At 64.6% G+C, this 26,879-nt stretch carries 26 protein-coding genes and 1 tRNA gene; 16 read left to right on the top strand and 11 right to left on the bottom strand.

Annotation, left to right across the window (positions count from 1 at the left end):
- Window positions 1–48: 48 nt before the first annotated feature.
- On the bottom strand, window positions 49–1,764 hold the full coding sequence (locus Q9K23_RS20845; RefSeq protein ID WP_053778717.1) for an NAD(P)-binding domain-containing protein: 1,716 nt from the start codon (window positions 1,762–1,764) through the stop codon (window positions 49–51).
- A gap of 555 nt (window positions 1,765–2,319) precedes the next feature.
- Here Q9K23_RS20845 and Q9K23_RS20840 point away from each other — a divergent pair.
- Together Q9K23_RS20840 and Q9K23_RS20835 are read left to right on the top strand one after the other, a co-directional pair.
- Complete coding sequence (locus tag Q9K23_RS20840; protein WP_020789471.1) at window positions 2,320–2,991, top strand: thioredoxin domain-containing protein; 672 nt, start codon at window positions 2,320–2,322, stop codon at window positions 2,989–2,991.
- 124 nt (window positions 2,992–3,115) lie between these two features.
- A tRNA-Ala gene (locus Q9K23_RS20835) sits at window positions 3,116–3,188 on the top strand.
- Window positions 3,189–3,300: 112 nt separating this feature from the next.
- Here the strand turns inward: Q9K23_RS20835 and Q9K23_RS20830 are convergent.
- Genes Q9K23_RS20830 through Q9K23_RS20810 form a run of 5 tightly spaced genes read right to left on the bottom strand, consistent with a single transcriptional unit; the run spans window position 3,301 to window position 7,312 of the window.
- Window positions 3,301–3,915 carry a hypothetical protein gene (locus tag Q9K23_RS20830; RefSeq protein WP_152972926.1) on the bottom strand — a complete coding sequence of 205 codons (615 nt, stop codon included), beginning with the start codon at window positions 3,913–3,915 and terminating at the stop codon, window positions 3,301–3,303.
- A 29-nt stretch (window positions 3,916–3,944) separates the two neighbouring features.
- Complete coding sequence (locus Q9K23_RS20825; protein ID WP_020789473.1) at window positions 3,945–4,679, bottom strand: hypothetical protein; 735 nt, start codon at window positions 4,677–4,679, stop codon at window positions 3,945–3,947.
- Window positions 4,676–5,215, bottom strand: coding sequence for a hypothetical protein (locus tag Q9K23_RS20820; RefSeq protein WP_152972927.1), 540 nt, complete (start codon window positions 5,213–5,215; stop codon window positions 4,676–4,678). The genes Q9K23_RS20825 and Q9K23_RS20820 overlap by 4 nt, the downstream gene beginning before the upstream one ends.
- 7 nt (window positions 5,216–5,222) lie before the next feature.
- A complete protein-coding gene (locus Q9K23_RS20815) occupies window positions 5,223–6,017 on the bottom strand; it encodes a hypothetical protein (protein ID WP_082366126.1) in 795 nt (264 codons plus the stop codon).
- Window positions 6,018–6,037: 20 nt separating this feature from the next.
- Window positions 6,038–7,312, bottom strand: coding sequence for a tyrosine-type recombinase/integrase (locus tag Q9K23_RS20810; RefSeq protein WP_020789475.1), 1,275 nt, complete (start codon window positions 7,310–7,312; stop codon window positions 6,038–6,040).
- A gap of 614 nt (window positions 7,313–7,926) precedes the next feature.
- Between Q9K23_RS20810 and Q9K23_RS20805 the strand changes: the two genes are divergently transcribed.
- The 6 genes from Q9K23_RS20805 (at window position 7,927) to Q9K23_RS20780 (ending at window position 11,966) form a co-directional block, all read left to right on the top strand.
- Window positions 7,927–8,205 carry a helix-turn-helix domain-containing protein gene (locus Q9K23_RS20805; RefSeq protein ID WP_082366127.1) on the top strand — a complete coding sequence of 93 codons (279 nt, stop codon included), beginning with the start codon at window positions 7,927–7,929 and terminating at the stop codon, window positions 8,203–8,205.
- Complete coding sequence (locus tag Q9K23_RS20800; RefSeq protein ID WP_152972928.1) at window positions 8,202–8,531, top strand: helix-turn-helix domain-containing protein; 330 nt, start codon at window positions 8,202–8,204, stop codon at window positions 8,529–8,531. The genes Q9K23_RS20805 and Q9K23_RS20800 overlap by 4 nt, the downstream gene beginning before the upstream one ends.
- Before the next feature lie 34 nt (window positions 8,532–8,565).
- Entirely contained in the window at window positions 8,566–9,129 is a 564-nt protein-coding gene (locus tag Q9K23_RS20795) for an NUMOD4 motif-containing HNH endonuclease (RefSeq protein ID WP_160319640.1), read from the top strand.
- On the top strand, window positions 9,126–10,667 hold the full coding sequence (locus Q9K23_RS20790) for a hypothetical protein (protein ID WP_020789933.1): 1,542 nt from the start codon (window positions 9,126–9,128) through the stop codon (window positions 10,665–10,667). Before Q9K23_RS20795 ends, Q9K23_RS20790 begins: the two co-directional genes overlap by 4 nt.
- Before the next feature lie 480 nt (window positions 10,668–11,147).
- Entirely contained in the window at window positions 11,148–11,498 is a 351-nt protein-coding gene (locus Q9K23_RS20785) for a hypothetical protein (RefSeq protein ID WP_020789932.1), read from the top strand.
- Window positions 11,499–11,531: 33 nt separating this feature from the next.
- Window positions 11,532–11,966, top strand: a complete 435-nt coding sequence (locus Q9K23_RS20780) for a hypothetical protein (protein ID WP_020789929.1) — start codon at window positions 11,532–11,534, stop codon at window positions 11,964–11,966.
- A 786-nt stretch (window positions 11,967–12,752) separates the two neighbouring features.
- Here Q9K23_RS20780 and Q9K23_RS20775 read toward each other — a convergent pair.
- From Q9K23_RS20775 to Q9K23_RS20760, 4 genes are all read right to left on the bottom strand, one after another.
- Window positions 12,753–13,484: a hypothetical protein gene (locus Q9K23_RS20775; RefSeq protein WP_020793493.1), complete on the bottom strand. Its 732-nt coding sequence runs from the start codon at window positions 13,482–13,484 to the stop codon at window positions 12,753–12,755.
- A gap of 646 nt (window positions 13,485–14,130) precedes the next feature.
- Window positions 14,131–15,294 carry a phosphotransferase family protein gene (locus Q9K23_RS20770; protein WP_020789601.1) on the bottom strand — a complete coding sequence of 388 codons (1,164 nt, stop codon included), beginning with the start codon at window positions 15,292–15,294 and terminating at the stop codon, window positions 14,131–14,133.
- On the bottom strand, window positions 15,291–16,547 hold the full coding sequence (locus Q9K23_RS20765) for an acyl-CoA dehydrogenase family protein (protein WP_053778722.1): 1,257 nt from the start codon (window positions 16,545–16,547) through the stop codon (window positions 15,291–15,293). The genes Q9K23_RS20770 and Q9K23_RS20765 overlap by 4 nt, the downstream gene beginning before the upstream one ends.
- Before the next feature lie 13 nt (window positions 16,548–16,560).
- On the bottom strand, window positions 16,561–17,316 hold the full coding sequence (locus Q9K23_RS20760) for an SDR family oxidoreductase (protein ID WP_053778723.1): 756 nt from the start codon (window positions 17,314–17,316) through the stop codon (window positions 16,561–16,563).
- Window positions 17,317–17,398: 82 nt separating this feature from the next.
- Here Q9K23_RS20760 and Q9K23_RS20755 point away from each other — a divergent pair, with 82 nt between their 5' ends.
- Window positions 17,399–18,013, top strand: coding sequence for a TetR/AcrR family transcriptional regulator (locus Q9K23_RS20755; RefSeq protein WP_020789606.1), 615 nt, complete (start codon window positions 17,399–17,401; stop codon window positions 18,011–18,013).
- A 500-nt stretch (window positions 18,014–18,513) separates the two neighbouring features.
- On the opposite strand, the gene Q9K23_RS20750 is transcribed toward Q9K23_RS20755, so the two are convergent.
- Window positions 18,514–19,212, bottom strand: coding sequence for a TetR/AcrR family transcriptional regulator (locus tag Q9K23_RS20750; RefSeq protein ID WP_020789599.1), 699 nt, complete (start codon window positions 19,210–19,212; stop codon window positions 18,514–18,516).
- A gap of 130 nt (window positions 19,213–19,342) precedes the next feature.
- Here Q9K23_RS20750 and Q9K23_RS20745 point away from each other — a divergent pair, with 130 nt between their 5' ends.
- The 7 genes from Q9K23_RS20745 to Q9K23_RS20710 all read left to right on the top strand — a co-directional run bounded on the left by Q9K23_RS20745 (window position 19,343) and on the right by Q9K23_RS20710 (window position 26,862).
- Window positions 19,343–20,974: an NAD(P)/FAD-dependent oxidoreductase gene (locus Q9K23_RS20745; RefSeq protein WP_020789608.1), complete on the top strand. Its 1,632-nt coding sequence runs from the start codon at window positions 19,343–19,345 to the stop codon at window positions 20,972–20,974.
- Entirely contained in the window at window positions 20,971–21,912 is a 942-nt protein-coding gene (locus Q9K23_RS20740) for a carbon-nitrogen hydrolase family protein (RefSeq protein ID WP_020789612.1), read from the top strand. Before Q9K23_RS20745 ends, Q9K23_RS20740 begins: the two co-directional genes overlap by 4 nt.
- A gap of 20 nt (window positions 21,913–21,932) precedes the next feature.
- On the top strand, window positions 21,933–22,121 hold the full coding sequence (locus Q9K23_RS20735) for a ferredoxin (RefSeq protein ID WP_053778724.1): 189 nt from the start codon (window positions 21,933–21,935) through the stop codon (window positions 22,119–22,121).
- A complete protein-coding gene (locus Q9K23_RS20730) occupies window positions 22,121–23,437 on the top strand; it encodes an FAD-dependent oxidoreductase (protein ID WP_082366130.1) in 1,317 nt (438 codons plus the stop codon). Before Q9K23_RS20735 ends, Q9K23_RS20730 begins: the two co-directional genes overlap by 1 nt.
- The gene (locus Q9K23_RS25205; protein WP_348533949.1) at window positions 23,434–24,603 is read left to right on the top strand and encodes a DJ-1/PfpI family protein; all 1,170 of its coding nucleotides are present in this window, start codon (window positions 23,434–23,436) and stop codon (window positions 24,601–24,603) included. Before Q9K23_RS20730 ends, Q9K23_RS25205 begins: the two co-directional genes overlap by 4 nt.
- 343 nt (window positions 24,604–24,946) lie before the next feature.
- On the top strand, window positions 24,947–25,363 hold the full coding sequence (locus Q9K23_RS20715) for a DUF6764 family protein (RefSeq protein WP_020789605.1): 417 nt from the start codon (window positions 24,947–24,949) through the stop codon (window positions 25,361–25,363).
- A 125-nt stretch (window positions 25,364–25,488) separates the two neighbouring features.
- Window positions 25,489–26,862 carry an MFS transporter gene (locus Q9K23_RS20710; protein ID WP_020789611.1) on the top strand — a complete coding sequence of 458 codons (1,374 nt, stop codon included), beginning with the start codon at window positions 25,489–25,491 and terminating at the stop codon, window positions 26,860–26,862.
- Window positions 26,863–26,879: the final 17 nt, after the last annotated feature.

Genomic DNA, 26,879 nt, shown 5'->3' with positions numbered 1-26,879 from the left:
CGCCCGGCCGACGACGAGCCGCTCGGCTCGCCGTCAGCCGGTGTGGGCTCACATCATGTGCTCGGGGTGCACATGCGACGGCATCAGCTGCAGCAGCGACATCCGCAATGCCATCTCGCGTCGGTTGTCGACGAGCTCGGAGTACAGGTCGTCGACGGCCGATCGGCCGAGGGCATGCGGTCCGACGATTCGGTAGCCGGCCTGGTTGAACGGGCCGAACCAGAGTTGGATGAAGAGTTTGGGGTTCAGGATCATCCGCCACATCGGCACCAGACAACCGATTTCTCGTGCGAGCGAATCGAGGTAGACGATGTTCGACGGGATCGACTCGGTGTGTCGGGGACTCAGCGCGGTCCAGTGCTCCTCCCATTTCTTCTCGCGGTCGATCACCTCGTCGATGTTCCGCGGAACCCTCAGCGTCCCACTGCACACCTGCGCGAAGTAGCGGGCCTGCATTTCCGCACAGATCGGGATGCCACCGGAGAAGGGCCGGACGAAGCCGATGAATGCGACGGTGCCCTGGTGGTCGGGGTGCAGGAAATGCTTGTACAGGTTGCGGACATTGCCGTCCCGGACCCGCAGTTCACCGATCGAGATCTCGTCGGTGCTGAATCCGGTACACAACACGATGGTGTCGAATTCGGCGGCCGTTCCGTCCTGGAACCGCACCGTGGTGCCGTCCGCATCGGCGATTCCCGAGTCGTTCAACAAGACCTTGCCGCTGGTGATGCTCGGGACGAAGCTGACGTTCTTGCTGAAGATGCTGCGTTGGGCCCAGCTGCCGTCGGGATGCGATTTCCGGTTCCAGGTCCGGATGAAGTCCCAGTTCTCGTCGGTGTGTGGGGTGTCGATGTCGAGCTGGGGCGGGTGTGCGGGTTGTCCGAACGGGTTGACGGTGGGCGCGGCCGGACGCCGGCCGGGAACCATCTTCTCCGTGAGGACCCGAAGCGCGCCGAGCGCGGTCGTGGCGATCCCGTAGATGATCGACACCACGGTGAAGACCACCTCGGCAATCGTGGTGCGGCCCCAGAACGATTCGTAGGCGAATGGGTAATCGGTTGCCCGACGGAGCATCTCGTGGTGATGGGACCGGATGGTGCCGTGGTCGGTGGTCCTGGTGCTGTTGAACACCCGCGGCAGCAGATAGGCCCGCGACCGGATGGACAACGTGGCGGTGTCGGCGACGTCTCCGATCTCCCGGACGATGTCGGCTCCGGACTCGGCGAGTCCGACGATCAGCACCTTTTTACCCTGGAATCGCTTGTTGTTCCGGTATTCCGAGGAATGGACGATCTCGCCGGTGAAGCCCTCGATCTCGGGGATCGCGCGGTTCGGTGTCTTGAACGGTCCGGAGCAGACAGCCACCGCGTCGAAGGTCTCCTGCGATTCGACGCCGACGTGACGCACGGTCACCGCCCACCCGCCGGAGTCCCGTCGGACGTCGGTGACCTGGCTGCCGAATCGGATCGCCGGACGGAGCCCGAAGCGGTCGGCGTATTCGGCGAGGTACCGGAAATACTGTTTGCGCGTGTAGAAGACCCGGTCGCCGGAGAACGGATGGTCGGAGTAGGCCATCAGCTTCATCGAGATGGTGAGGTGAAGGTTGTCGTATGCCTTCATCTGTTCGTCGTCGCCGTTGTGCCTCAGCCACAGACCGCCGACATCCGCATTCTTGTCGAAGCAGACCACCTCATGCCCTTCGTCGAGCAGCTGTTTGATGGTCGTCAGGCCGCACGGGCCCGCTCCGACGACACACACCTTCATGAATTCCTCCGAACATGAACAAGCCCAAGTGGTGAGTGCCCGCCCGCTCGGTTGTCGGCGGCGTCGTCGAAGGCGTCGCACCGGCATCGGATAGCGGGTCGGTCAGCGGCCCGAGATCGCTCGAACCGGCGAGTGGTAAGGGTAGGCATACCAAACGTATATGTCTACTTCTGTATCGCGTAAATCAGACAAAACACACGTAATTCAAGTCCGCTCGCCGCCCGACCTCGGATTCCCGGAAATGCGTCCGGTTCCGATCCATTAGGTCCGACTAACTTTTGTCGGGTCACTTTTGTTCAGCACATTGGCAGCAACTCCACAGATTCGCTGCGAACAGCGGCCCCGAATGCACGGCCGCGATGACCGGCCCGGCGCCACTCCCCGACCGCAGACGTTCGCCTTCGCCGGCTCTCCCACGCACCGCCCGGTGGGCACTCCGCCCGCCGACCATCCACGCGGCCGACACACATTAGAGTCGAGCGGGTGACTGACCGGCGGAAATCATCGGGCGCGTCGCGCCACCAACCACGTGCGACGTCCAGCAGGGCGACATATGTGCTCATCGGCGCAGCTGTCGTGATCGTGGCGGCACTCGTGATCGGCGGCTTCGTGTGGAACGCGAACAAGCCCGATCGGGGCGAGGTCAGCGAGAAGGTGCTCAACGAGAACGCTGCACTCATCGTCGGTGAGCCGGCCGCGCCGACCACGATCGACGTGTTCGAGGACTTCATGTGCCCCGCCTGCAAGGAATTCGAATCCAAGTCCGGGCAGGCGATCGTCGACGCCGTGAACGCGGGCACCCTGCGTGTCCGATATCACATGCTGACCTTCCTCAACCGCATGTCCTCGTCGGGCGACTACTCGTCCCGAGCCGCCGGCGCACTGCAATGCGTGGGCGCCGCCAAGGACCCCGCGGTGTTCTTCCGCTTCCACACCGCGCTGTTCGACGACCAGCCGGAGGAGAACGGTTCCTCCGACCACTCCAACGCCCAGCTGGCCCAGATCGCCGCAGCCCAGGGCGCCACCCCGGCCACCCAGCAGTGCATCTCGACCGGCGCGATGGTCGCCGAAGCCGACGAGGCCGCAGAGATCTCCCGCAATCAGCTCACCAAGGCACTCGAGGGCCCTGCCGCGACCCCCACGGTCCTGCTGAACGGCGAGCCGGTTCCCGGCATCCTGGACGGCCCGGGCTGGCTGACCGAGATCCTCACCAAGGAGACCAAGTGATCGCGGCGCAACCGTGCAGCGACCGTTTTCGGCTGCAGCCCCCTGACCAGGCGATTTGGTACCCGTAACGACGGTGGTGTAACTTTTCTCTTGCCCGCAGAGAGGGCAAACAAGAAGTTAACAAGGGGCTATGGCGCAGCTGGTAGCGCACCACACTGGCAGTGTGGGGGTCAGGGGTTCGAGTCCCCTTAGCTCCACAACACAAAGGGCAGGTCAGACATTATTTCTGGTCTGCCCTTTGTCGTGCCGAAACCCCGCAGTGTGCCGAGAATGTGCCACCGCACGGTGAGCGTGCCGCGCTCGAACTCGTCAGATCACGCTGTCGATGGCCGTTACGAACGTCTCTAGCCAATTGACGTCATCCGCGACAGCCGCGGCGTCGACCGGTTCGCACTTCACGCTCTGGGGTCGAGAAAGCCGCTTCAGGTCACCCTCGTGAACGATGCGGTTGCGATGGTCGGCGATGCGCTGCAAGCGGGACTTGACGTCTTTCGGGGCCGGTGTGCCGGGCATAGCTGCAGCGGCCTGTCGCCAGAAGTCCACAGCACCGAGGAACCCAACTGCGTCGTCAACTCCCCTGGGCGACTGGAAGGTGCGCTTCAAGAGCTCACGATTGAGCACGGTTCGCGCCCTCGTGTCGGGACGATCTTTGACGTTCGACTTTCTCGCGTCCACCGACCTGCGTCCGCTCGCCACCATGTCATCGAAGGTGATCGGTAACCGCTTGAGTGAATTCGTCAGTTGGGCGAGCGGGACACGCCGCACCTTCCAGTGCAGGTACGTGTCGAGAGCTGCGACGCCGAGAACCAGACTGTGCCGCAACAGATCAGCGTCGACGTTAGCATCGCCCGTGGGCGTGAGCCCTGCGACAGCTTTCGCGCGCGCAAACACGTTGGTAGCGGCGTCGATGGGTTGAGCGGGCATCTGTTGGTTCCTCCATGTTGGACTCGTGGTCAGCGGTCGATGGTCGGTGTCATCGTGGCGTTCGTCTTGGTCGGGTAGCGAGTCGTCCACGGCACGATCGGCAAATCCTGCACCGGCCACTCGAAGTAGCTCGCCGTCGACAGCACCTCGTGAGCGAACACCCGCATCAGGACCAGATGGACATTCCGCGCGTACTGAGTCACCGACGTGTCGAAAGGTGCCGGACCGTTCCATTCGAGATCGGAGCCGTTCAGCCCTAGCCCCTCGGTGTGCTCGATCAGCCGGCGGTAGAACTGCTGCAACCGGTCGTCGACGTGCGCCCCACCATCGCGGTTGGCGATCGCGAGGACCACAGACCGGCGTGTGTAGCTGCCGGTGTCGTAGGTGAACAGCGTCTCGCCGTCCCACCACTGGGAAACAGGCTGCGCCGTGAACTGCGTCGTGGCGCAGAGCGGCAGCGCGCGCATGGGTTCCGCGCTGGCGAGCTCGATCCGCACCCCCGCGAAATCACGCCACCAGCCCCCGTCGGTGTGCTGCCTCGGCGTCCCCATCATCAGCGAGCCCGTTGGCGTCTTCATCCCGAGGTGAGTCAGCAGCGACGTAGACGCGTCAGTGTCGTGGAACAACACCCGCAGGGACGTCGCGATCCGCAGTGCCTCGTCCTCGTGGCCCTGGTCGAACAGCCAGCACGACCGCTTTAGGAACCCGACGTGACTCGACAGCAGCCGTCGGAAGCGGTCGACGGCGTCCCCGGCGTCTGTCATGCCACTTGCTCGGTCGGGCTCGCTGGGCCAATCTCGATGACCGTCTGACGGAACGCTTCCCGCATCGCGTCGAGCGCATCGAACGCTGGGCCGAAGTCGGGGTAAGGCCCGGCATATGCCTCTACCTCGCCCCAAATGCTGCGCATAGTGTCGAGGTATCTGCGGAAAGCCTCACGCGCGGGTTCGAGCCCCATGACGTCAAGCCGCATCTCGGCCATCTCGCAGTCCTCGAACGACGCCACCAGTGCTTCCGAGGTCCACGGACCTGGGTTGTCGACACCCAGAAGTTCGGCGTGAGCCGAACCAACGAGATTGAACGCACGCATCGCGGACTCGCTGGCTGAGACAAGTTCGCGAACGGCTTCGTCTCGTCGGCGAACATCTGCGACGACACGCTCGTCGTTGTCCCGAGCAACCTTCTCCGCGTCGAGACGTTCCTTGTGTTGCCTCTCGTTGGCGCGGAGCGTGAGAAGCACACCAGTCAATGTAAGTCCCGCGGCCACGACCGCGATAAGGGCAGCGATCACGGTTGCCACGGCTGGCTCATTCGCTGGTCTCCGCTCGACGAGCATTCTTCGGTGGCGGCTGATATGCGTTCGCTGGGTCGTCGATCACGCGCTCGGGCATCAGCACCTCGGTGATCCACATGACGCCGTTAGCGTCGTGGCGGAACGCCTCAACGCGGCGCACTGGTCCGTCGGCTTCCGGATCGTGGTCATCGAGCGGTTGGTAGTCGTCGCTGAACGGGTCGAGTTCTTCGCGGTAGGGCACCTTGCGAGCGATAACGGTCAGGTACTCGCGATTGGTGTTCACGATCGGCCCAATGCCGGCGTTCGCCGCTCGGGTCTCGTCGACGTTCTCCCAGAACGGTTTCCGTTCGCTCACGCACACATCGAGATATACGACCTCGTCGTCATCCGCAGGTGCCGCAAATCGTGAGTGAATCGTCGCCGACGCCGTTGCCTCTGGCATCGGTGCCGATGGCGTGCCCTCGACGAACATCGCGGGCCGATACATGAACCGCAGGACGTGGCGGACTCCCGGCACAACCTCACGACCGGTGAACCATTGCGGTAGGTAGCCGCTGACGTCGATGATTCGTGAACCCTGTTCGGCTGCCCTCCCAAGGTTTTCGCGCACGACGTCGAGCTTGAACCCTGGCTCGCTCGTGTGCGGCCTGTCGTCGGCACCGTGCAAGCTGAGCTTGAGCGGCGTCGCGCCAACGCCGAGCGGCGACAGGTAGAACGACGTGCGGTGAGACCGGATATTCCATGCCGCACTGAGAATGCCCGTCACGTTGCTCTGCACGACGAACACGATGCCGATCTCACCGTTCATGCTCGTCGGCTCTGACTCACTCATTCGCTCGCCGCCTGTCCGAACAGCGATGCACCAGCCCGCGCCAACGCATCACCGTCGACGTGCCCGTACACCCGCAGCGTCATTGCCGGGTCGTGCCCGTGCCACTTCGCGACGTCGAGCACCGGGACACCACGCGCCATCATCAGCGACACCGACGTGTGCCGCACATCGTGCAACCGAATCCTCGGCAGTCCAGCCACTTTCACCATGCGGCGGAACTCCGCCGAGTACGTCTCGGGCCGAATCGGCGACCCGTCCGCGTTGACCGCCACCAGTCCCGTATCGGTCCACCCCGAGCCCATCACGAGACGTTCGGCTGCCTGTGCCGCCTTGAACGACCGCAGCGCCGCGATCACGTCACTAGGCATCGGCAGCACCCGACGCGAGCGCGCCGACTTCGGGTCACCCTCGACCGTGCCACCAGGAACCACGACTCGACCCGCCACGATGGCGACCGTGCCCGCGTCGAAGTCGATCGCATTCCACCGCAGCCCCAGCACCTCCGAACGCCGCAGCCCGTACAGGGTGAGCAGCCACAGCGCGTAGCGGCGTTCGTTCTCGACGTGCACGCGGAACGCCTCGGCCTGGTCCTGCGCCCATGCCGCCATCTCACGCGTCTCAGCCTTCGGTCGCTCAACGTATTCGGCGACGTTGCGCACGACAATGCCCTGCGCCTCGGGTTCGTCGTCGGCGACTCGTGCCGCCACATATCGACCTCGCGATGGACGGGTGACGTGGCCGCTGGCGCGCAGCCTGTCGAGGAACTTGCCCGCGTTGGCCCCGCACTCGGATTCGACCTGCGAATAGGTGACGCCGTCGGGATGCGTTGCGACATAGCCGAGTACCCGAACGGCTCGGTCACTCAGACGTGCCGCTGTCGTCGATCGGCCCGACTCCATCCGCCACGTCACGAGTTCGTCGATGTGGGCTTTCGTCAACTGCTGCAACCCGATTCCTCCGAGGCATTCGACGACGGGGCGTAGCGCCTGACGGTAGTTCGCGAGGGTTCCTGCTCGAATGTCGCGTCGCCCATCGAGCCACCCGGTCAGGTACTCGGCGACGGTCACCGAGTGCCTGCCGACGTACTTGCCCGACTCGACTTCCGTTGCGATCCGGCGGTATTCACGGCGCGCCTCTGCCACCGTGCGGTAGGTGAAGCGCTGCCGCAGCCGACCGCCGTCGGGCTTGGTGCCGACGTCGATCTGGAACGTGTAGCTGACAGTCCCGTTCTTCGCGGTCCGCTTCGTGATCGGTTCTGCCCGTCGGCTCATCGCTTGCCACCTCTACTCGCGGGGTGCGCTTGGAGTAGTCCACGCGCGCGGGCGGCGCGCATCCATCTATCGGCGTTCGGCTCAGAGGTATGAAAGCGTTTGGCGATAGCTGCACGAGCCGAGCTCCCCTCAGCGCGCGCTCGTCGTGCTTCCTCGGCGACGGCCTTGTAATGCGCGTCGTCGTAGAGCACCGGACGGCCACGCCTGCCGGACGTCTCGCGCTGCGGTTGGTCCGGTCGGGCGTAGTTCTCGAAGTCGGGACCGTCTAGCTGCCCACCCACCAAGTCATCTCTCGGGAACACGACCAATTTCGCCGCCGCGGCCGCCAAGCGTTTCGCTGGCAGCCGTTGGAGGGATTGCGAGGTGATGACGTGCCCGTCATCTGGCCGAATCTCAAGGCCCAGCAACACGGGGCCGTCGGGTGTCCGGCCAGCCCGCACGAGATAGTCGAACGGGTGTCCGCGAAGTCGAACCCGAACCGGCAGCGGCCCCGACCGAACCGTGACGAAAACGACCTCGCCGTTCTTATCGGAACTCATATATCGCCGCACCTCCTGAAATACTGCATAACCAACACAGTAGACGCCTATCGGTAATTCGGCGACATTGGATGCGTGGCAACGAACATTCAAGCGCACCAAGGGGACAAGATGTCGGACCTCGAAACACTCGACCTTGACTGGCTACGCACGTCATCGCTCGCAGCAATCACCATTACGCAGGCGGCACAGGTCCTCGGAGTCGACAAACGCACTGCGAGCCACGCCATCCGTGAAGGCACCCTCCCTTCTATCAGCGTCGGACGGCGCATCGTGGTTCCACGGCTGCTACTCCTGGCCATGCTGGGAGCATCCCCTGTCGATACCGACCCGCATCCGCAGGGCGGCGCATGAGAACCAGGAACTACGCATCGGATCTCGCTTTGGCCCTCGACGCACTCAATGCATTGCCGCGCGGCAGCCTCGACCAACCCGCAATAGCAGCACTCGACACCGCAGAACGCGCGATCAAAGCGTTGGGTGACATCGCCTCTGCCGAGTGGGCTGTTTGTAATCAGCCAACGATCTCGGTTCCGCAGTACGCAATGCTCATCGGCATTGACCGCATCACTGCCTACGAACATGTCAAGACTGGCGACGTTCCGTCGATCAAGATCGGTCGCCGCGTGCGCATCCCAGCTGCGGTCGCCCGCCGACAGCTCGGTATCGAGGACAAGTGATCGGATGCATAGAACTAACGAAGGCCGGCAACATGTGCCGGCCCTCGCCCCGCCTCTCCAACAAGGCACCGCTGATTCTATCGGCTCGGTGACCTGCGAGGAATGGCGCGCAATCCCCGGCTACGTCGGACTCTACGAGGTGAGCGACCTCGGTCGAATCCGATCACTCGACCGCACGATGGTCAGCGCGATCGGACACACGACACACCGAACCGGACAACCGATCTCGCCCGCCCGAGACAGCAAAGGCTTCCCGATCGTCAGCCTCTACGGGCGCGACCACACGAAGCGCAACGCACGCGTTCACAGGCTGGTCCTGGCCGCGTTCGTCGGCCCCTGCCCGCCTGGTCACGAGGCGCTGCACCGCAATTCGCGGCTCGACGACAACCGTCTCGCCAACCTCAAGTGGGGCACGCCCGCCGAACTCGGCAGGGTTACCGTCGAGAACGGTCGGCACCCCAACACCCGACGGACGCACTGCCGGCCCGCCGGGCACCCCTTCACCCCCGAGAACACTCGAATAGTCCAGCGCTCCAACGGTCGCACTGCCCGCGTCTGCCGCGCCTGCCGAATCCGCGACAGGAGTCCCCAGTCATGAGCCAACGCGCAGCGAAACGCCAGCGCGGCAACCAACGGCACCGACGCCGCGACGAGCACCGCAGCAACGTCGCCGACGAAATGCGTCGAGCCGAACATCGCAACGTCCACGCCCACCAAGGCCAGCAGGTCAACGAGGCCAGACAGGCCCTCGAACGTCGCCTAGCCGAACGAGCGACCACCAACGGCACCGTCGCAACACCCGAGGTCGACCCCGGCCCCGAGGCGATGCCGCTGCCCGACGAACCAATCGAACCCGAACCGGACCAGGCCACAGTGCCCGACTTTGACGAAGCGTTCTGGTCGTCCCGTGAGTCCCTGGCCCACATCCGCGACTACGCCCTCGCGTGCATGGTCTCGGCATGGGGATTCCTCGGCGTGCTCATCGTCTACGCACTCGATTCGGTGCCCTATTCGACCGCGCTGCCCGGAATCGCAGACGACCCAGCACCGGGCAGCCTCAACACGATCGTCGGCCTCGTCGCAGAATCCGGCGGCAACAAATCCCGAATCCTGCGCACCGTGCGTGCCTACATCGATCGCAGCGACCTCGACATCCCCATCGGCTCGGGTGAGGGAATCGCCAAGGCATATGTGCGCCGCCCCCAACAGAATCGCCGACCAACAGGCTCCGCTGACGACGCCAACACGTTCCGCCACGGCACCGAGCTCTACGAGTGGCAGCGCCGCAACGCCGTGTTCACCGCGTCCGAGGTCGACACCCTGGCCGCCCTCATGAAACGGTCAAGCGCGACCCTAGCCGGCGCGCTCCGCCAAGCGTTCTCGGGCGAAACACTCGGATTCGCGTATGCCGACGAGACGAAACGCGCGCTCGTCCCCGACGGCGGCTATCGATTCGGCCTCATCGTCGGCATCCAACCGAGGCGATCCGCGGCACTGCTCGACGACGCCGACGGCGGCACCCCGCAGCGCGTCCTGTGGATGCCCGTCGCCGATCCTCGCTGTCGACGAGACAACCGGCCACCTCTGCCCGCGCCGTACACGCCTGCATGCATCGACCTCTGGCCCAACCGCATCAGCCTGCCGCCCGTAGCCACCGAAGCGATCGAGATCGCCGCCGAGGAACGCGCCCAAGGCGACGGCAACCCACTCGACGGCCATCACCTGTTCGTGCGCGCAAAGGTCGCCGCAGCGCTCGCTGTCATCGACGGACGAACCGCAGTGACCACCGAGGACTGGCAGCTATCCGCGACCGTCATGCGCGTATCGGACTCGACACGCTCCCGATGCATCGCCGCTCTGCGCACCGCCAACGAGCAAGCCAACCGGGCGCGCGCCGAGGCTGAGGGAATCCGCACCGACATCACCGAGGAAACCCGCCAGCGGCTGACCGTCGAGCGCGTCGAGCGCGTCGCGCAGACCATCGTCCGCGCCGTCACGACGCACGGAACCATGACGCGTAGCGACGCCCGAAAACGGGTCAGCGGACGCGACCGCGTCCTGTACGACGACGCGATCGAGTGGGCAGTCGACGCCGGGCTATTGGAAGCGGACGACGAGGGAGTGAGGCTCCCGTGAACTGTCGAATCGTGGACAGGGTGGACACCGTGGACACGTGGACACGTTTCCGCGCGACTCCGCCACGAAACATGAAACCGCAGGTAAAACACACAAATTGTCTATCCGCGGGTAGTACCCGATTTCGGGTCGTTCAGAGAGTGTCCACGGTGTCCACGTGTCTACCCCTGCGAAGCGACGGTTTCGACGGGCTACTGGTCGCGTTTCTGCTCCGCTCGTACCTCGCTGCGTTCCGCCCCGAATCGCTCCGCTGGCGCTCCACGATCCACGCCGGCATGACGACGACAGCAACGTCGAAGCAGCCTGCCGCGCCACCCATTCGGCACGAGGCAAGAGGTTCGCGGAGGGAGGAACGACCGGAGCGGTTCTCGCGGCAGCGGAGCGAAGCGGAGAAGAGAACCCGACCACCCACCAAGGCGAGACGCCGACGACGACCAGACACCCACGAACTCGGCGACCACCCACAGACAGGAACCCACGATGAGTGACCACACCTCCGACGACGACCGCTGGAAACTGCTCGACCCAGCCACCCGCATCGACCTCACCGCCGTGGGTCTGCCCTGCCACGAACTCGCCGAGAGCGTCGACGCCGACGGCCACCGCGAATACTGGCTCATCCTCACCGTCGGTCTCGACGTGGACGGCACCGACCACGGAGCGACCCAGCCACCCCGCCACGAGGGAACCAAGTCGCTACCCCACGACCTCCGCGAGCACTTCGCCCACCAATGCGGACGACCACGCACCAACGGCAAACCCTGCCAGCAGATCGTCAGCCGCCGCGGCGACATCTGCCCACAGCATCAGCGGCAAACCGCCGACCGATAGACCCGCGCCCCCTCCAACGAGACAGGAACCCACGTGACGATGAGCCCCGGCGGATACCCGCCACCCGACGACGAGGACGACGACGAGGTCGCCCGCCAGTTCCTCGACGACCTCCGCGTCCGCCTCGACAACGCCGGCGAATACGGATCGATCCCGTGGCGCACCGAACGCGACGCCCAGATTCACCGACTAGCATCCCTCGGCTGGACCGAACACGACCTCGCCGCCCACTACCAACTCGGACGCCCCGCAGTCCGCGCAGCACTCGCCCGCCACACAACGAACTCGACACACGACCGGGAGCCAACCGACCACCGGCACAGCTATCGGGTCAGCCTCCCCGCCTATGCGATCGACCTAACCGTCGACTACGACACCGCCCAACAACTGCACGCCCTCGCCGCCGATCACGGACTCACCGAGCACATCACCCGCAGCGACCCGAGCGCGGCCCTCACAACGCCGTAGACGCCCCGACACGACCTCGACGCACCGAGCCGAGACGACCCCGACCAACGGCCACACGGACCGCGACAGCCCCTCTCCAACCGAACGGCACACCGATGAAAACGGACCACCCTAATAACCGGACAACAAGCAGCGTCGACGACGACCTCGACCCCCTCGACACGCACGTCCGAATCTGGCTCGCCGAACACCACCAACGCATCGCCCGCCGAGGCCGGCATCTCGTCCACCGATCCGGCCGCGGACCGTGGCAGCCACTCGCCCCGAGCGACCTCGCCGCAGCGATCACCGCACCCCGAATCGACCCGCCCAACGTCATTGACCTCGGTAGCACCGTGCGCATACTCACCGCTCGATCACCACGTAACGGATAACGCACCAGGAACGGACAACCACAAAAACCGGACCACCCGCCAGCAGGCATGCCACCGCTCCCAGCCCCACGCATTGCGAGTACCGCTGAAAGCTCACGCGACGCTGCAGCCCGCATGCGGTTCGGACGCCTGCGAGTAACGATGTCAGTCGCCGCCAGCCTCGACCTCGGCGCGTGCCTGTCTACGCCGCTGAGCCTCCCGCGCCGCGAACTCGGCACGTCGCACCTCGGTCGCCTCCCGGTACCCGCGCCACCACACGACGCCCAGCACGCGGTGACCGGCAAACAGATTCGCCGACCCAACCCGCGCAGTCTGCCCAGCCCGGCACGCCTCGACCGCTTGGGCTGGCGTCGGCATCGGCCGCGCCCGGCGCGCACCCTCCCGACGAGTCACCACCAGCAATCCCGCCGGATCAAAGCCGTAGCCGCCGATTGCGGGAACGCGACCGGCGCGTGATTTTCTCCGGTTCGTAGTTGTCGCTGACCAGCCACACACGGCCATTTGAGTCTGTGACCGTGTACTGGAGCCCTACGACTGTCCGTCGACGGTGGCGCTTTTGGTCCTCGTCCGCAGCCCATTGCAGTTCCCATTTCTCACCTGGACCGATCCGGGACGTCCACGCCAGCGCTCCCGCCGCGAGCACCTGCTCGCCGATCCTGACGAAGTCGATAGGCCGCATCCATACTCCACCCTTGCCAGGCTCGACCTCGGCGCGGAATGCCTCTACGCGGAGGTCGTAAATGCTCTCGTCGCTTCGGTTCTCGATATCCACCCACCGCGTGAACTTGCCTTCGTGTTTCGGCCCCGGAGGGTGACTTACCCGCAACAACCGCACCTGACACGCCTGGTCCTCGACTTCTGAGCGCCGCTGCCTCCGATACGTCGACACCGCGACCACGACGCCGACGAGCGTCGCCACCGTGCCCGTCGCCGAAACCCACGCGGGCACCGTCCCGAGGTCTGCCCGGTCGTCCGTGCACACCCGCCACAGCACCCAGCCGACAACAGCCGCCACGAGCAACGCCGCCGGAACCGCCCACCACCGGCGCAGATACATCAACCCGAGCCGGAACCACCGCACGCCAGCAGCCCACACGATGCCCGGCAGCCGCTTCACCCAGCTCCAACACGATCGCCAGCTCATGCCGGAACCTTAGCGATGCTGTCGCCAACGCGACACCCGATCCCCGCAGTGTGCCGACAGTGTGCCAAGAACCGCACGACCGGGCAGATACGGAACCGAACCGAACTCGTCATCTGCGCTGTTCAGAACCGATTGAACCGACCAGGCCCGAACCCGCCCAGACACTGCGAATCGCACTGGCAGTGTGGGGGTCAGGGGTTCGAGTCCCCTTAGCTCCACTCAACAAAGGGTCGGGTCAGACATCATGTCTGACCCGACCCTTTGTCGTACCTAATGCCCGAAGTGCGCCGACACTGTGCCAACGCGCGGTGAGAACCGACCACCACCATCACGTGAGAGCCCCTTGCCCACTGGGCCACCACCGCCGTCAGCATGACCGCAGAGATCACCTCCACAGCGAGCGAACCTGACCACGACCACAGGTCGGATCGGGAAACGCGTGCCATGAGTGGCCCGATGGCCTCGACCTGGTCCAGAGGAGCGAATCCGCTTCCGATGCACAGCCGGTGATGGCCCTACACGCAGTCCCTCGCACCAGATCTATTTGATCCAGAGTGGGTTCTGCACAAAATAGGGTGACAGCTTTCGCGAGTCTGTTCTGCAGTGGTTTGCCGTGTGCGAGTGAAGGGATCGAAGATGTCGGGCATCAGCGTGCGCCACGCACGACGGGAAGCAGTCGGGTGATGGGAACGGCTAGCGCCGTCAGCGGAGCGAGTCGTCCGGTGGCGATGAGTTGGGTGCAGCGCCATTCCAGAGCGATGACCACCAGCCGGAGCTGTTTGTACGCCTGGTTGGTGGTTTGTTTGTGGAAGTAGCGGTAGTAGACCTGCTGTGCGATTACGGCGAGCCGGAACAGACCGAACACTTCATAGAATCGCCACTGGTCGGAGGTGACGGTTTGTCCGGTTCGGCTGGCGTAGTAGTCGACGATCTCGGCGCGGGTGAGCATGCCCGGGACGTTGCTGGGTTGGCGGCGAAACATACGAAAAACGGGGTTGTCTCCGGCTTCGACCCAGTAGGCCAGGGCAGATCCGAGGTCCATCAGTGGGTCGCCGACAGTGGCCATCTCCCAGTCGAGGATTCCGACGACGTTGAGCGGGTCTTGGGGATCTAGCACGAGGTTGTCGAGACGGTAGTCGTTGTGGATGAATCCGAGTGGACGGTCTGCCGGCTGGTTGGCCTTCAGCCAGGTGATGATGTTCTCGAAGGAGCCGACGTTGGGTGTGCGGGACTTGACGTAGCGGTTACTCCAACCGTTGACCTGACGGTCGACGTATCCGCCACCCCGGCTGAAGCGGTCGAGTCCGCTTGCAGCGAGGTCGATCTGATGGAGGTCGACGAGCCGGTCGACAAAGGTACGAGTGAGCTCACGAGCCTGGTCTGGTCTCAGGTGCAGATCGGCGGGGAGGTCGCGACGCATGATGCGGCCCTTCAACCGCTCCATGACGTAGAAGTCTGATCCGAGTATCGTCTCGTCGTCGCAGAAGGCGATCATTTCTGGCACGTAGTCGAAGACGGGCTTGAGTAGGCTCTGTACGTCGTATTCGCGCCGCATGTCGTGGGCGCTCTTGGCCTTGCTGCCGATGGGTGGGCGACGCAGGATGAGATCTCTCGTCGGGTAGCGAAGTAGATACGTCAGGTTGGACACCCCGCCGGTGAACTGCTGGATTTCGGGCACGGTGTCCAGATCGGCTGGGTCGTTCATATGCTGGCGAAGCCATGTGGCGACGGCCTCGATGTCGAAGGCATCCTCGCCTCGAACCGTGCGCGCGGGGTCGAGTTCGGAGCCGGTGGCGGGTGTGGTGTTCATGAGGATGCCTCCCTGTATTTAGCCAGCTCGGTACGCGCGACGACGCCCCGGTGGACGGCGTCGGGTCCGTCGGCGAATCTGATCGCGCGGGCTTGAAGCCAGGCGGCCGCGAGAGGTAGATCCTCGGACAGCGCCACGCCGCCGTGTAACTGCATCGCCATGTCGATGACGCTTTGGGCCATAGTGGGTACCGCGACCTTGATTTCACTGACGGCGCTGCGGGCGGCCGGGTCGCCGGCGTCCAGTAGCCATGCGGCGTGCAGGACGTGCAGCCGCGCCTGGTTGATGGCGATCCGGGCGTCGGCGATGCGTTCGCGATTCCCACCCAGATTCGCTAGCGGCTTTCCGAATGCGACGCGTGAGAGTGCTCGTCTACAGGCCATCTCCAGCGACTGCTCAGCGAGGCCGATCAGTCGCATGCAATGGTGAATTCGGCCGGGGCCGAGCCGCCCCTGGGCGATCTCAAAGGCGCGACCGGGGCCGGCGATGATGTTGGACAGCGGTACGCGGACGTCGGTGAGGCAGATCTCGCCGTGGCCGTGCGGTTCGTCGTACCAGCCCATTGTCGGCAGCATTCGGACCACCTCGACGCCCGGTGCCGAACGAGGAACGATCACCATCGAGTGCTGAAGGTAGCGGTGTGCGCCTGGATCGGTCAGACCCATGAAGATGAGGAGCTCGCATTCACTGTGACCGATGCCCGTCGACCACCACTTGGTGCCATTGATGATCACCTCGTCGCCATCGACGACAGCAGTGGCTTCCATGGTGGTGGCATCCGATGATGCCACCCCTGGCTCGGTCATCAAGAACGCACTGCGGATCTTGGCCTCAAGCAACGGCTCCAGCCATTCCTGTTGTTGGGCAGGACTGCCATAACGAAGGAGTACCTCAGCATTGCCGGTGTCTGGAGCATTGCAATTGAAGACGTACGGGGCGATCAGCGATCGGCCCATCAGCTCCGCGATAGGCGCGTAGTCGACATTGGACAGCCCGGAACCGCCCTGGGTCCCGAACCGCGCCGCGTATGCGTCGCCATGACCGGCCGGAAGGAACAGGTTCCACAGGCCCGCATCCCGCGCCGTAGCCTGCAACTGCTTCATTCGCGGTAGCGGTGCCCATGCATTTCCGGTGCATCGGGCCTCGGCCAACTCAGCGTGGTAGTCCGCTTCGATCGGCGTGACCTCTGTGTCGATGAAAGCGCGAACGCGCTCGGCAAGTTCCGCACCACGAGGAGAGGGGGATAACAGCATGATCTCAGATCCTTCAGGTCAACTTGTTGACAATGGGCAGCGGGAGATGGCGCATTGCGGCGCCTATCGGAGCCCACGGCCACGCCGGAACCACAGCGGAGTCCGGCTCCTTTTCGATCGCCTTTGCGAGCGCGCGGCAGCCGGTCGCCGCGTCAACCATGAACGGCGCGTCGACATTCTCGTTGAGTTCGGTTTGGATGTACCCCGGGTAGATCGTGGAGACCTTGATGTCCCCGGCCCGGCCATTCACCAGTTCGGCGCGCAGCCCCTCGGCGAGCATCGCCAGTCCCGCCTTGCTGGCGGCGTAGGTCGTCATTGCACGGCGTAGTCCTCGGAATGCGCTCACTGAGGACATCACGACCAGGTGCCCTTCTTGCTGCTCCCGAAAGATCGCCATGGCTGCCTCGATCTGGGCGAGACCAGCCACGAGGTTGGTCTCCAGCGTTGCGAGATTGTCCTCGAACCCACCGGTTCCCAACGCTTCGCCCTTGCCGATCCCCGCGTTGACCACCACCCGGTCGAGACCGCCCAGCTCGGTCGACAGGTCGTTGAACGTGGTGAACACGGCGCCGTGATCGTTGACGTCGAGCGTCCTGGTCACCACCCGTGTCTGGGGGTTCGATGCGACAAGATCCTCGGCGAGTCGGTCGAGTCGGTCGGTGCGGCGCGCGCAGAGCGCGAGTGTGGCACCCCGGCTGGCGAATTCGTGCGCCAATCCCATCCCGAGCCCGGAACTTGCCCCTGTGATGAGCACCCTCGTCCGCGTCATCGTGTCTCCCCTCCATGTCAGTTGAGCATTGCTCAACACCGTAGATCATTGAGCAATGCTCAACAAGTGGTAGTGTCTTGCCATGGAGATGGCAGCAAGACCGGCCGGCCGTGCGCCCGCGTCGTCTGCGCGGCGAAAGAGTGCGACAGACCGGCGCGCCGAACTGATCGGGATCGGGTTACGACTCCTGGTCGATACGCCGATTCACGAGTTGTCGATCGACCAGGTGGCGGAGCAGGCAGGCATTTCGCGTGGTTTGCTTTTCCACTACTTCGACACCAAGGCCGACTACTACGTCGCAGTGATCGATGCTGCGGCTCGCAGAATGCTCGATCAGGCCAAGGATTCTGGCGTGGGAACGAGCCGCGAGCGCTTGCGTGAGATCGCGATGGGGTTGACTGCATTCATTCGACGGCGAACCCGCAACTACGTTGCCCTGGTGCGTGGCGCCACAGGCGGCGACGAGCGTGTCGCCGAGGTCGTGCGTGCGGCACGCTCCGAATTGTCGGTTCGGCTTCTTCACGCCGCGGGTGTCGTGACACCGACTGCGTGGCAACAACTGACAGCTCGGGGCTGGTTGGCGATGGTGGAGGAAATCGCCATCGAGGGTGACGCCCATGACTTCCCGACCGAAACGTTGGTAGATCGACTACTCGACAACCTCGTGCACTCCTTGGAGGCGCCCGGTCCGGGGTGAGTGGTGGCCGCTTTGATCAGACCTCCTGTCCCCTGTCCTGGAATCGGATGAGGCCCTGACCAGCAGGACCGGCCGCGCGTCGGCACCGCATCAGAAGTGCCGGCCTGCTGGACTTGTGTGAGCAGAAGAAAGGTGACCGAATGTCCACAACGCGGCCACCGGAACCGTGGGGCGACTCCGGGCCAAGCCGGCCGAGGATCGCAGCACCAACGTCATCGGTGTCGCTCATCGCAGGAATCTGTGAGTGATTTTGCCGCAGAATGCATTACACGCTTCGGCACCGCCGATACCGCGGGCCGGCGTGACCGGGTTCGCGCACCGACCGGCAGATACCCACACCGGGGGCCATCGATGGCACGATCACACTCTCAGTCGATGCCGTCTACCGGTTCGGCGAGGTACGCGACACCGTCGCCGCCAACCCATCGCCCGGCCGTGCCGGAAAGATCCTCCTGCGCCCGTGAGCGCCCCACTTCACCAGGCCTTCGGGCCAGGTGTGGCTAGCGGACGGGTGGGGTGAGGTGAGCCTGTGAGCGCCCCTCGCTGGTGCGGTGATTGGGGCTGGCAAGTCCTTCATTGACGAGCCTGCGCCCCGTTTCCAGACAATCAAGCAACTCGGCGTCGGTAAGTGCGAGGTCATCCCGTCTGAGGCCGAGCGTGATCACCCCATTCCACGCGCCCCAGAGGAACCGCGCGGTGCTGGCCGCGTCGTAGGCACCATCCATCTCGTCTGCTTGGATCGCAGCTTGGATCGCAGCTTCGAAGCGGTCGAGTACGGACTGGATCAGCCCGGTCACATGAGATCGCGCGTCAGAGCCCTCGACCACCTCGGTCCCGAGGACAACCACCCGGAACACCTCCCGATGGCGCAGATAGAAACGTACATACCGGTCTGCCACAGCCATGACCTGCTCGATCGCCGAGAGCTGCGGATCAAAAGCCTCGTCCAACTCGGCGCCGAACTCGTCAAAGGCGCGTTCGGCCAGGCCGAGCAGCACCCCTTCTTTGCTGCCGAAGTGTGTGTAGATGGCACCGACTGACACGTCTGCCCCATCGGCGAGCTGTTCGACCTTGACGCTGGAGAACCCGTCGACGAACAGACCCTCGGCGACATCGAGGATCTGTTCGCGGGTACGCGCACGCCGGCGATCTACGCGCGTGCCCTTCCGGCTCGTGGCTGCGCCTGCCGCCTGGGTCATGACCGACCTCCTGATATGTGGTCCTCACGCCGAATCCTATCCCGATTCATTCTTAGAATCGAGTTCAGTTTATGAATCCTGTTGCAAACATGAATATGATTCATTACGCTCTGCCAGCAGGAGGTTTCACATGGACGAATACCGCGACGTCGTGGTCATCGGCGCCCGATTGGCCGGCGCCAGCGCTGCATCTCATCTGGCGAGAGCAGGAGTGGATGTGGTGGTCCTGGACCGCTCCTCGTTCCCGTCTGACCAGCTCTCAACCCATCTGCTCTTCCCTGATGGGTTGAACGAGGTCCGTAAGATGGGTGCGCTGGACGGAATCCTCGCCCACCAGCCGACGAAGTCACCATGGCTGAAGGTGACGATGGACGCCGGCACACCGGATGAGTTCACGATCACCGAGCGATGGCGTCACGCCGGCCCGATCGACTATTGCCTCTGTGTTCCGCGCATCTTGCAGGACGTTGAGCTCGTCAAGGCTGCACGAGCCGCCGGTGCCGATGTCCGCGAGCGGCACAAACTGGTCGAAGTGCTGTGGAAGGGCGGGCGAGCTGTCGGCGTGCGATATGCCGACCCCAACGGCAACCAGCACAACATCTACGCCCGGGTCGTGCTGGGTGCCGACGGCCGCCGCTCCTCGGTCGCCAGTCAAGTGGGTGCATTTGAGCCGTACCGTGCCTCGAAAAACGGTCGCGGACTGGTGTTTCGGTACGCCGACGACCCACGGTTCGGCACGCGGGACGGGGAGACGATCTTTCAGTGGCGAGACCAGGAATCCTATGCGTTCCTGTTTCCCTCGGTCCCGGCGCCAAAGATGCTGGTGCTGTTCATGGGTGCCGCGGAGGAGGCCAGAGTGGCACTCGAAGATGGCGAGGACTACTGGCAACGCAAACTGCGGCAGCACCCTGGTGTGGCCGAACGACTCAACGGCGCAACAGGTTTCACCGCAATCCGCGCGACCGGGGACACCACGTCCTACTTTCGGGCATCCAGCGGTCCAGGCTGGGCACTGATCGGCGACGCCGGACATTTCAAGGACCCTGTCATCGGCCAGGGGCAGCGTGACGCCCTGTGGTCAGGACGCCGGATCGCAGAAGTGATTGCCGAGGCTCTACACGACCCCGCCACCCTCGACCGCGCATTGCAGGAGTGGGAACACGAGCGCGATGCCGAGTGCTTGCATGCCTACCACTTCGGCAACATCGAGACCGCAGTCGAGCCGATCTCACCGGTCGTGGTGAATTTGTTCCGCCGCAACGCCCGTACCGATGATGTCACGCCCGACGCGGGTGACCTGTTCGGTCGAGCACGAACGATGCCCGAGGTACTCACCTTGTCACGCTTGAGCTCCGGCGCCCTCGAGGCAGCACAGTCGCGCGGCCGAGATCTGGCCACCCCAGAGTCTCGGCGACGCTTGCTGCGCGATTTCCGGGTTCAGCTGCAGGTCCGTGCCGAACTCGCGGGCAAGCGATTCCGCTCCACAACTCTGATCCCCGGATCGGATCACCCCGATCCTGAACCGCCCAAACCCGTCCGCCAGCCGTCCCGAGTCAAGTCGTCAACGCGTGAGCAACCGGCGGAGGGTCCGACGCAGTTCGACGTCGTGCCCAACACCGACGTCGGCTCGAAGCCGCGTCCTCGGCCACGTCCGGGACAGCGCCGCACACCGCTGTCCCCAACTGCCGACAAGCCATCCGGCTCCACTGACAACCCGGCCACATCCCCCAACACAGTCCCAGTCCCCACGGAGGCATCGTGAACCAACCGATCAGGATCGCCGTCGTCCAGCCGGCGCTGACCGGGCGGACGGTCGAGTCGAATCTGGAGCGCGTCGAGGCGCTGGCTCGTGACGCTGCCACCGAATCCAGGGCCCAACTGCTCGTCCTTCCCGAGGCGATCGGAGGTATTCACGTCCGCGACGCTGTCCGTCCGGTCGACGGCGCCGCACTTCACCTGCTGCGCCAGCTCGCCCGAGAGCTCGGCATTGTGATCGCAGGCGGCTTCCTCGCACGCCGCGGCCGTCACGCCCGATCGGTCTACGGGATCATTCAGCCCGATGGCACCACCCGGCTCATCAACAGCGCCCGCCCCACTCCCGGCAGTGTGGGATTGCTTGGTGGCGCGGGGGCCGCTATTGCCGACGTCGCCGACCTCGGCCACATCACCGTGGGATTGGTTGCCGGGGGCGATTGGATCTCTCCCGACATGGTCAACCGACTCCACGGCAGCGTCCAACTGATCGTCGGTGGAACCGCGATGACCGCCAACTCTGTGCACCAGCGTGAGGCACCCCGACAACTCGCCCGACTCCTCGCAGTGCCACTGGTTCTGGCCACACCGGCTGGGCAATCGCCGGGGGGACGCGGATCGGTGATCATCGACCGCAGCGGCGCGATCCTCGCCGACCAGAGCGGAAAGGGCGAGGGATACTGCAGCGCCGAGGTTTCCCTCGACCACGTGGGACAAGACGCTGTCGACGCCACGCTCGCCGGGCACTGGATCAGTCCCAGAGGGGCCCTGGGCCGCGCAACCGTACGACGCGCGGACAGTATCAGCGCCGCAACGCTGTATCGGGCCCGCACGCTGCTGCGGCAGCACGACTGGCGAGACTGGGCCGGCTCCGACATCCCAGACGTCCTGACCGCAGACGAGGCACACCGCCTGTCGACCACCCCAGCCCGGCCACGACAACTCTGAACAACCTCTTGGAGACACCGATGAGAATCATCCTGGACACCGACAAATGCGACGGACTCGGAATGTGCGAAGCCGCTGCCCCCGATGTCTTCGAGGTCGGCACCGACGGAATCGTCGTCATCCTCGACGACACGCCCAGTGAGAACCAGCGCGAGGACGTCGTCGAGGCGATCGAATCCTGCCCGGTACTGGCATTGAGGCTCACCTGATGACCAGCGATACCGCTGCGGACTCACCTTCGCATCTCGTGATCGTTGGCGCCTCACTGGCCGGTCTTCGTGCTACGGAGACGGCCCGCAAACTCGGCTTCGCCGGTCGAATCACACTGGTCGGCGCCGAAGAGTACTTGCCCTACAACCGGCCGGCGCTCTCGAAATCCTTCCTCGACCTCTCGAGAGCCGGCAACCCCGAACCAGGAATCGAGTACCTCTTCGATTCCGACGATCTTGCCAGGGACCTGGATACCACCGTGGTGGTCGGTGCGCCCGCAACCGCGTTATACCCCGCAGCCCACGAGGTATCGGTTGGCGAGAACGCCATCACGTACGACAAGCTGATCATCGCGACCGGTGCCTATGCACTTCGTTTGCCCCGGTCGATTCCCGGGGCACATGCCCAGGGAATCCACTCCTTGCGGACGATCGACGATGCACGGCAGCTCGCTTCCGCGCTGGATGCAACCGACCACGCCGTGGTCATCGGTGCCGGGTTCGTCGGCTCCGAGGTGGCCTCGGCTGCACGAGCCCGCGGCGCGGCGGCGACCATCATCGAACGGCTCCACACCCCCTTGGTGCGCTCGGTCGGCACCGAAGTCGGGGGCATCGTCACGCGACTACACGAGACACATGGCACCGAGGTGCTCTGCAACACAGCTGTTACCGACATCCTCACCCGCGATGATCATGTCATCGGTGTCCGCCTCGACAACGGTGCAGTAATCGACACCGACACCGTGATCGTGGGTGTGGGTGCACGTCCGGCCACGGAGTGGCTGGAGGGAAGCGGGATCACGTTGCATCCCGATGGTGGGATCGTATGCGGCCCTGACCTCGCCACCAGCATCCCGGACGTGTACGCCGCAGGCGACGTCGCCCATGCGCCGAACACGCTGCTCGACGGTGACCTGATGCGTCCGGAACACTGGACCAACGCCGCGGAGCAAGGGGCCGCCGCGGCACAGCATGCACTCGGCGTTCCCCCCACAAAGGCGACGGCCCCGGTGCCCTATTTCTGGTCAGACCTGTACGGCAGCCGAATCCAGTTCGTAGGCACGCCACGAGCCGAAGAGATCACCACTGTCGGCGGGGACACCGAGCAACCGATCGTGCTCTACCGACGAGATTCCCGCATCGTCGGCGCATTCACCCTCAACCGACCGCGCGACGTCATGAAACTACGGCGCCGCATCTCCCAGCAAGGTGACTTCGTCGAAGCCCTCGACTACGCCCACGAACTCACGAACACGATGACTGCGACCTCTACATCCTCGTCGCTCCCCACCGCTACCGAAGGATCCTCCCGATGACATCCGTTCTCCTGGTCCTCTCCGCCGCCGACCACTGGACCCTGATCGACGAGACAGTCCATCCCACCGGATTCTGGGCCGAGGAGTTCGTCGCCCCGTACGAGGTGTTCGCTGCAGCCGGCTGGGACATCACCGTCGCCACACCCGGCGCGAAGCCCCCAACCGTGGACCGGCTCAGCCTTGGCATCGCAGGCGGGCTGCCCACCAAGACCCGACGTATCGCCGCCAAACTCGATGAACTCACCCATGTACTCGCCGCCCCCGCAGACCTGGCGAGCATTGACGCCGACGACTACGACGTCATCTTCTACCCCGGCGGGCACGGTCCGATGGAGGACCTCGCCGTTGACGAGACGTCAGGGGCCCTGATCACCGACCGACTCCGTTCGGGTAAACCGCTGGCGCTGCTGTGCCATGCCCCAGCCGCAGCATTCGCAGCCCGCAACCCAGACGGCACCTGGCCTCTACAGGGCTATCGCATGACCGCCCTGTCCAACCGCGAAGAGTTGTTCAACACCTTCGCCCGTAAGGCAAAGTGGTTACTCGAAGATCGCCTCAAAGAAGAGGGCGCTCATTTCGAAGCAGGGTTACCGTTGCGACCGCACATCGTGCAGGACCGCAACCTCTACACCGGCCAGAACCCAACATCCTCGGCAGCCCTGGCCCGCAGGCTCGTCACCGACCTCGGTCAGCCGCTGCTGAACATCAGTGTCTCCACGACCATCCCAGCCAGTCCAGCAGTCGTATGGTCGTTGATTCACGACATCACACGAACCGGCGAGTTCAGCCCAGAGAACAACGGCGGCAAATGGATCACGCCTGACAAACGATTCCGGGCACGCAACAAGATCGGTTCTGTCTATCGCTGGTCGATGGCCGCCACCGTGACCGAATCCATTCCAGGCAAGTCGTTCGCATTTCACACCGACTGGCCCTCCGACACCACCTGGCGCTACGACCTGGAACCCACCGAAGAAGGCACGCTCGTGACCGAATCAGCAGTGAAAAAGGCCCGCCAGGCCGCACCGATCCGCAAGATCCAGGACGCCGTCGGGGTCCACGACCGAGCTGCCCACCTCCGCGAAGGAATGCAGACCACCCTGAATCGCATTGCCGAGCACTTCGCCCACGAAGCCATCCGCCAGGCACCCGATATCCAGGGGTAGCCAGCAGAACTCCCGTGCCCGGCCTGCACGCAGTCGACGCCGATCAAGCCGTTTGAGGTTTGAAGAACCCCGGAGTTTCTGTCGGAGTTGGACGGACGTAGGCGTTGGTGGCCGGTGCGAGACCCGAGAGTCGCTTGTCCTCGGCGCGATCATCGTCGCCCGGGCGGGATCGAGGAGCGCGACACGATGGCACACAAGGACTTCGGCAGTCCTGTCCCCCGGTGTCGGGCGCTCGGGCACATCCGTCGAGAATCCGGGACCACTTGCACCCATCCGGGTCGGCATGGCCTCCGAATGGCTGGAGGCGGTAACCCTTACCGCCCCACCGAGCAGGAGAGCCATCATGATCACTGCCAAGCGCACAACCGTCGGATTCTTCATCGCCGCGGCCGGAGCCGGAGCAATCGTCGTCGGCGCCGGCCAGGCCGACGCCGCACCCCAGGTGTGTTCGGGTCTACCCGGACAGACCACCCAGCAGTCCGACTGCTCGGCCCAGTCGAGTCCCGATGGGCTGAGCCTGGCGGTCGCCGACAACGGCGGTGTCGCCCGGTCCACGGCCACCAACCTCGCCGGACCCGCGGCCATCGCCCTCGGACCGGGTGCCTCGGTGCACATGACCGGCATCAGGCCGGGCCTCGCCATCGGGATCGCCGGCCCCGATGCGTCGGTCGTCATCGACGGTAAGAACGCCCCTGTCTGCACCGGCCCCGGTTTCGCCTTCGGCGGAGACTTCCAGACCCTCAAGGGCTGCCGGCACTGAGCACGCGCACCGAACCACGACTTCCCTAAGGGACTGTTAGGAAGCGTCCGGGACTGTTCCCACCCGATGTGGTTACCGACACCCTGAATGTCAGGCGTGATCCAGACCATTGAAGGGAGCCCCACATGGCCAGCACGCGGACCGGTGAACGGCGGGTCGTCAACAACATCTTGAAGGGTTCGATCGGCAATCTGATCGAATGGTACGACTGGTACGTCTACGCGGCGTTCTCGGTGTACTTCGCGCATGCGTTCTTCCCCGCGGGGGATACCACCGCGCAATTGCTGTCCACCGCCGCGGTCTTCGCGGTGGGTTTCCTCATGCGCCCCCTCGGCGGCTGGATGATGGGTGCCTTCGCCGACCGCTACGGCCGCCGCACGGCACTGACCGTCTCGGTGACGGTGATGGCCTGCGGTTCGCTGATCATCGCGCTCACGCCCGGCTACGACACGATCGGCGTCGCGGCACCGATGATGCTGGTGCTGGCCCGACTGCTCCAGGGACTCTCGGTCGGCGGTGAGTATGCGACCAGTGCGACGTACATGTCCGAGGTCGCCACCAAGGGACGTCGCGGCTTCTACTCGAGCTTCCAGTACGTGACGCTGGTGTCAGGCCAGTTGATCGCCCTCGGTATCCAGATCGTGCTGCAGAACGTGTTGTCGGCCGACGCGATGGAAGCGTGGGGCTGGCGCATCCCGTTCGTGATCGGCGCGCTGGGAGCAATCGTGGTGATGTGGCTGCGCCGCGGCATGGACGAGTCCGAGTCGTTCACCAAGCTCGCCGCCTCCGATGCCGTCGACGCCGCCGCGGGTGGCGCGAAGGCACAGAAGGCCCAGCGTGGATCGCTGCGCGTCCTGATGCAGTACAAGCGGGAATGTGCGCTGGTCTTCGCGCTGACCCTCGGCGGCAGCGTGGCCTTCTACACCTATACGACCTACATGCAGAAGTACATGATCAACACCTCCGGCATCGAGAAGTCGACGGTGGCATGGATCAACTTCGTCGCCCTGTTCATCTTCATGGTGGTGCAGCCGCTCGCCGGCGGACTGTCCGACCGCATCGGGCGCCGCAAGCTGCTCATCTACTTCGGTGTCGGCGGCACGGTACTGACGGTGCCGATCCTCACGCTGCTCGGCGGGACCGCCAACCCGTTCGCCGCCTTCGGCCTGATGATGGCCGGTCTGCTCCTGGTCACCGGCTACACCTCGGTGAACGCCATCGTCAAGACCGAACTGTTCCCCGCAAAGGTCCGGGCACTGGGCGTCGGCCTGCCCTACGCGCTGACCCAGGCGATCTTCGGCGGCACCGTCGAGTTCGTCGCACTGGGCCTGAAGAACATCGGGCATGAGAGCCTGTTCTTCTACTATGTGAGCGGTTGCATCGCGATCTCGCTGATCACCTACGTGTTCATGCGGGAGACCTCGGTGCACTCGGCACTCGACGCGGACGGCCGCGACGAGACCGAACCGGCCGACGAGCAGCAGCTCGTCACTCGTTGATCGAACGGAAGGATCGG

The organism is Gordonia sp. NB41Y (genome assembly GCF_030718915.1).
Classification (GTDB): Bacteria; Actinomycetota; Actinomycetes; order Mycobacteriales; family Mycobacteriaceae; genus Gordonia; species Gordonia desulfuricans.
Note: the sequence above shows the minus strand (reverse complement) of the source record. Positions and strands in the feature narration are given on the sequence as shown.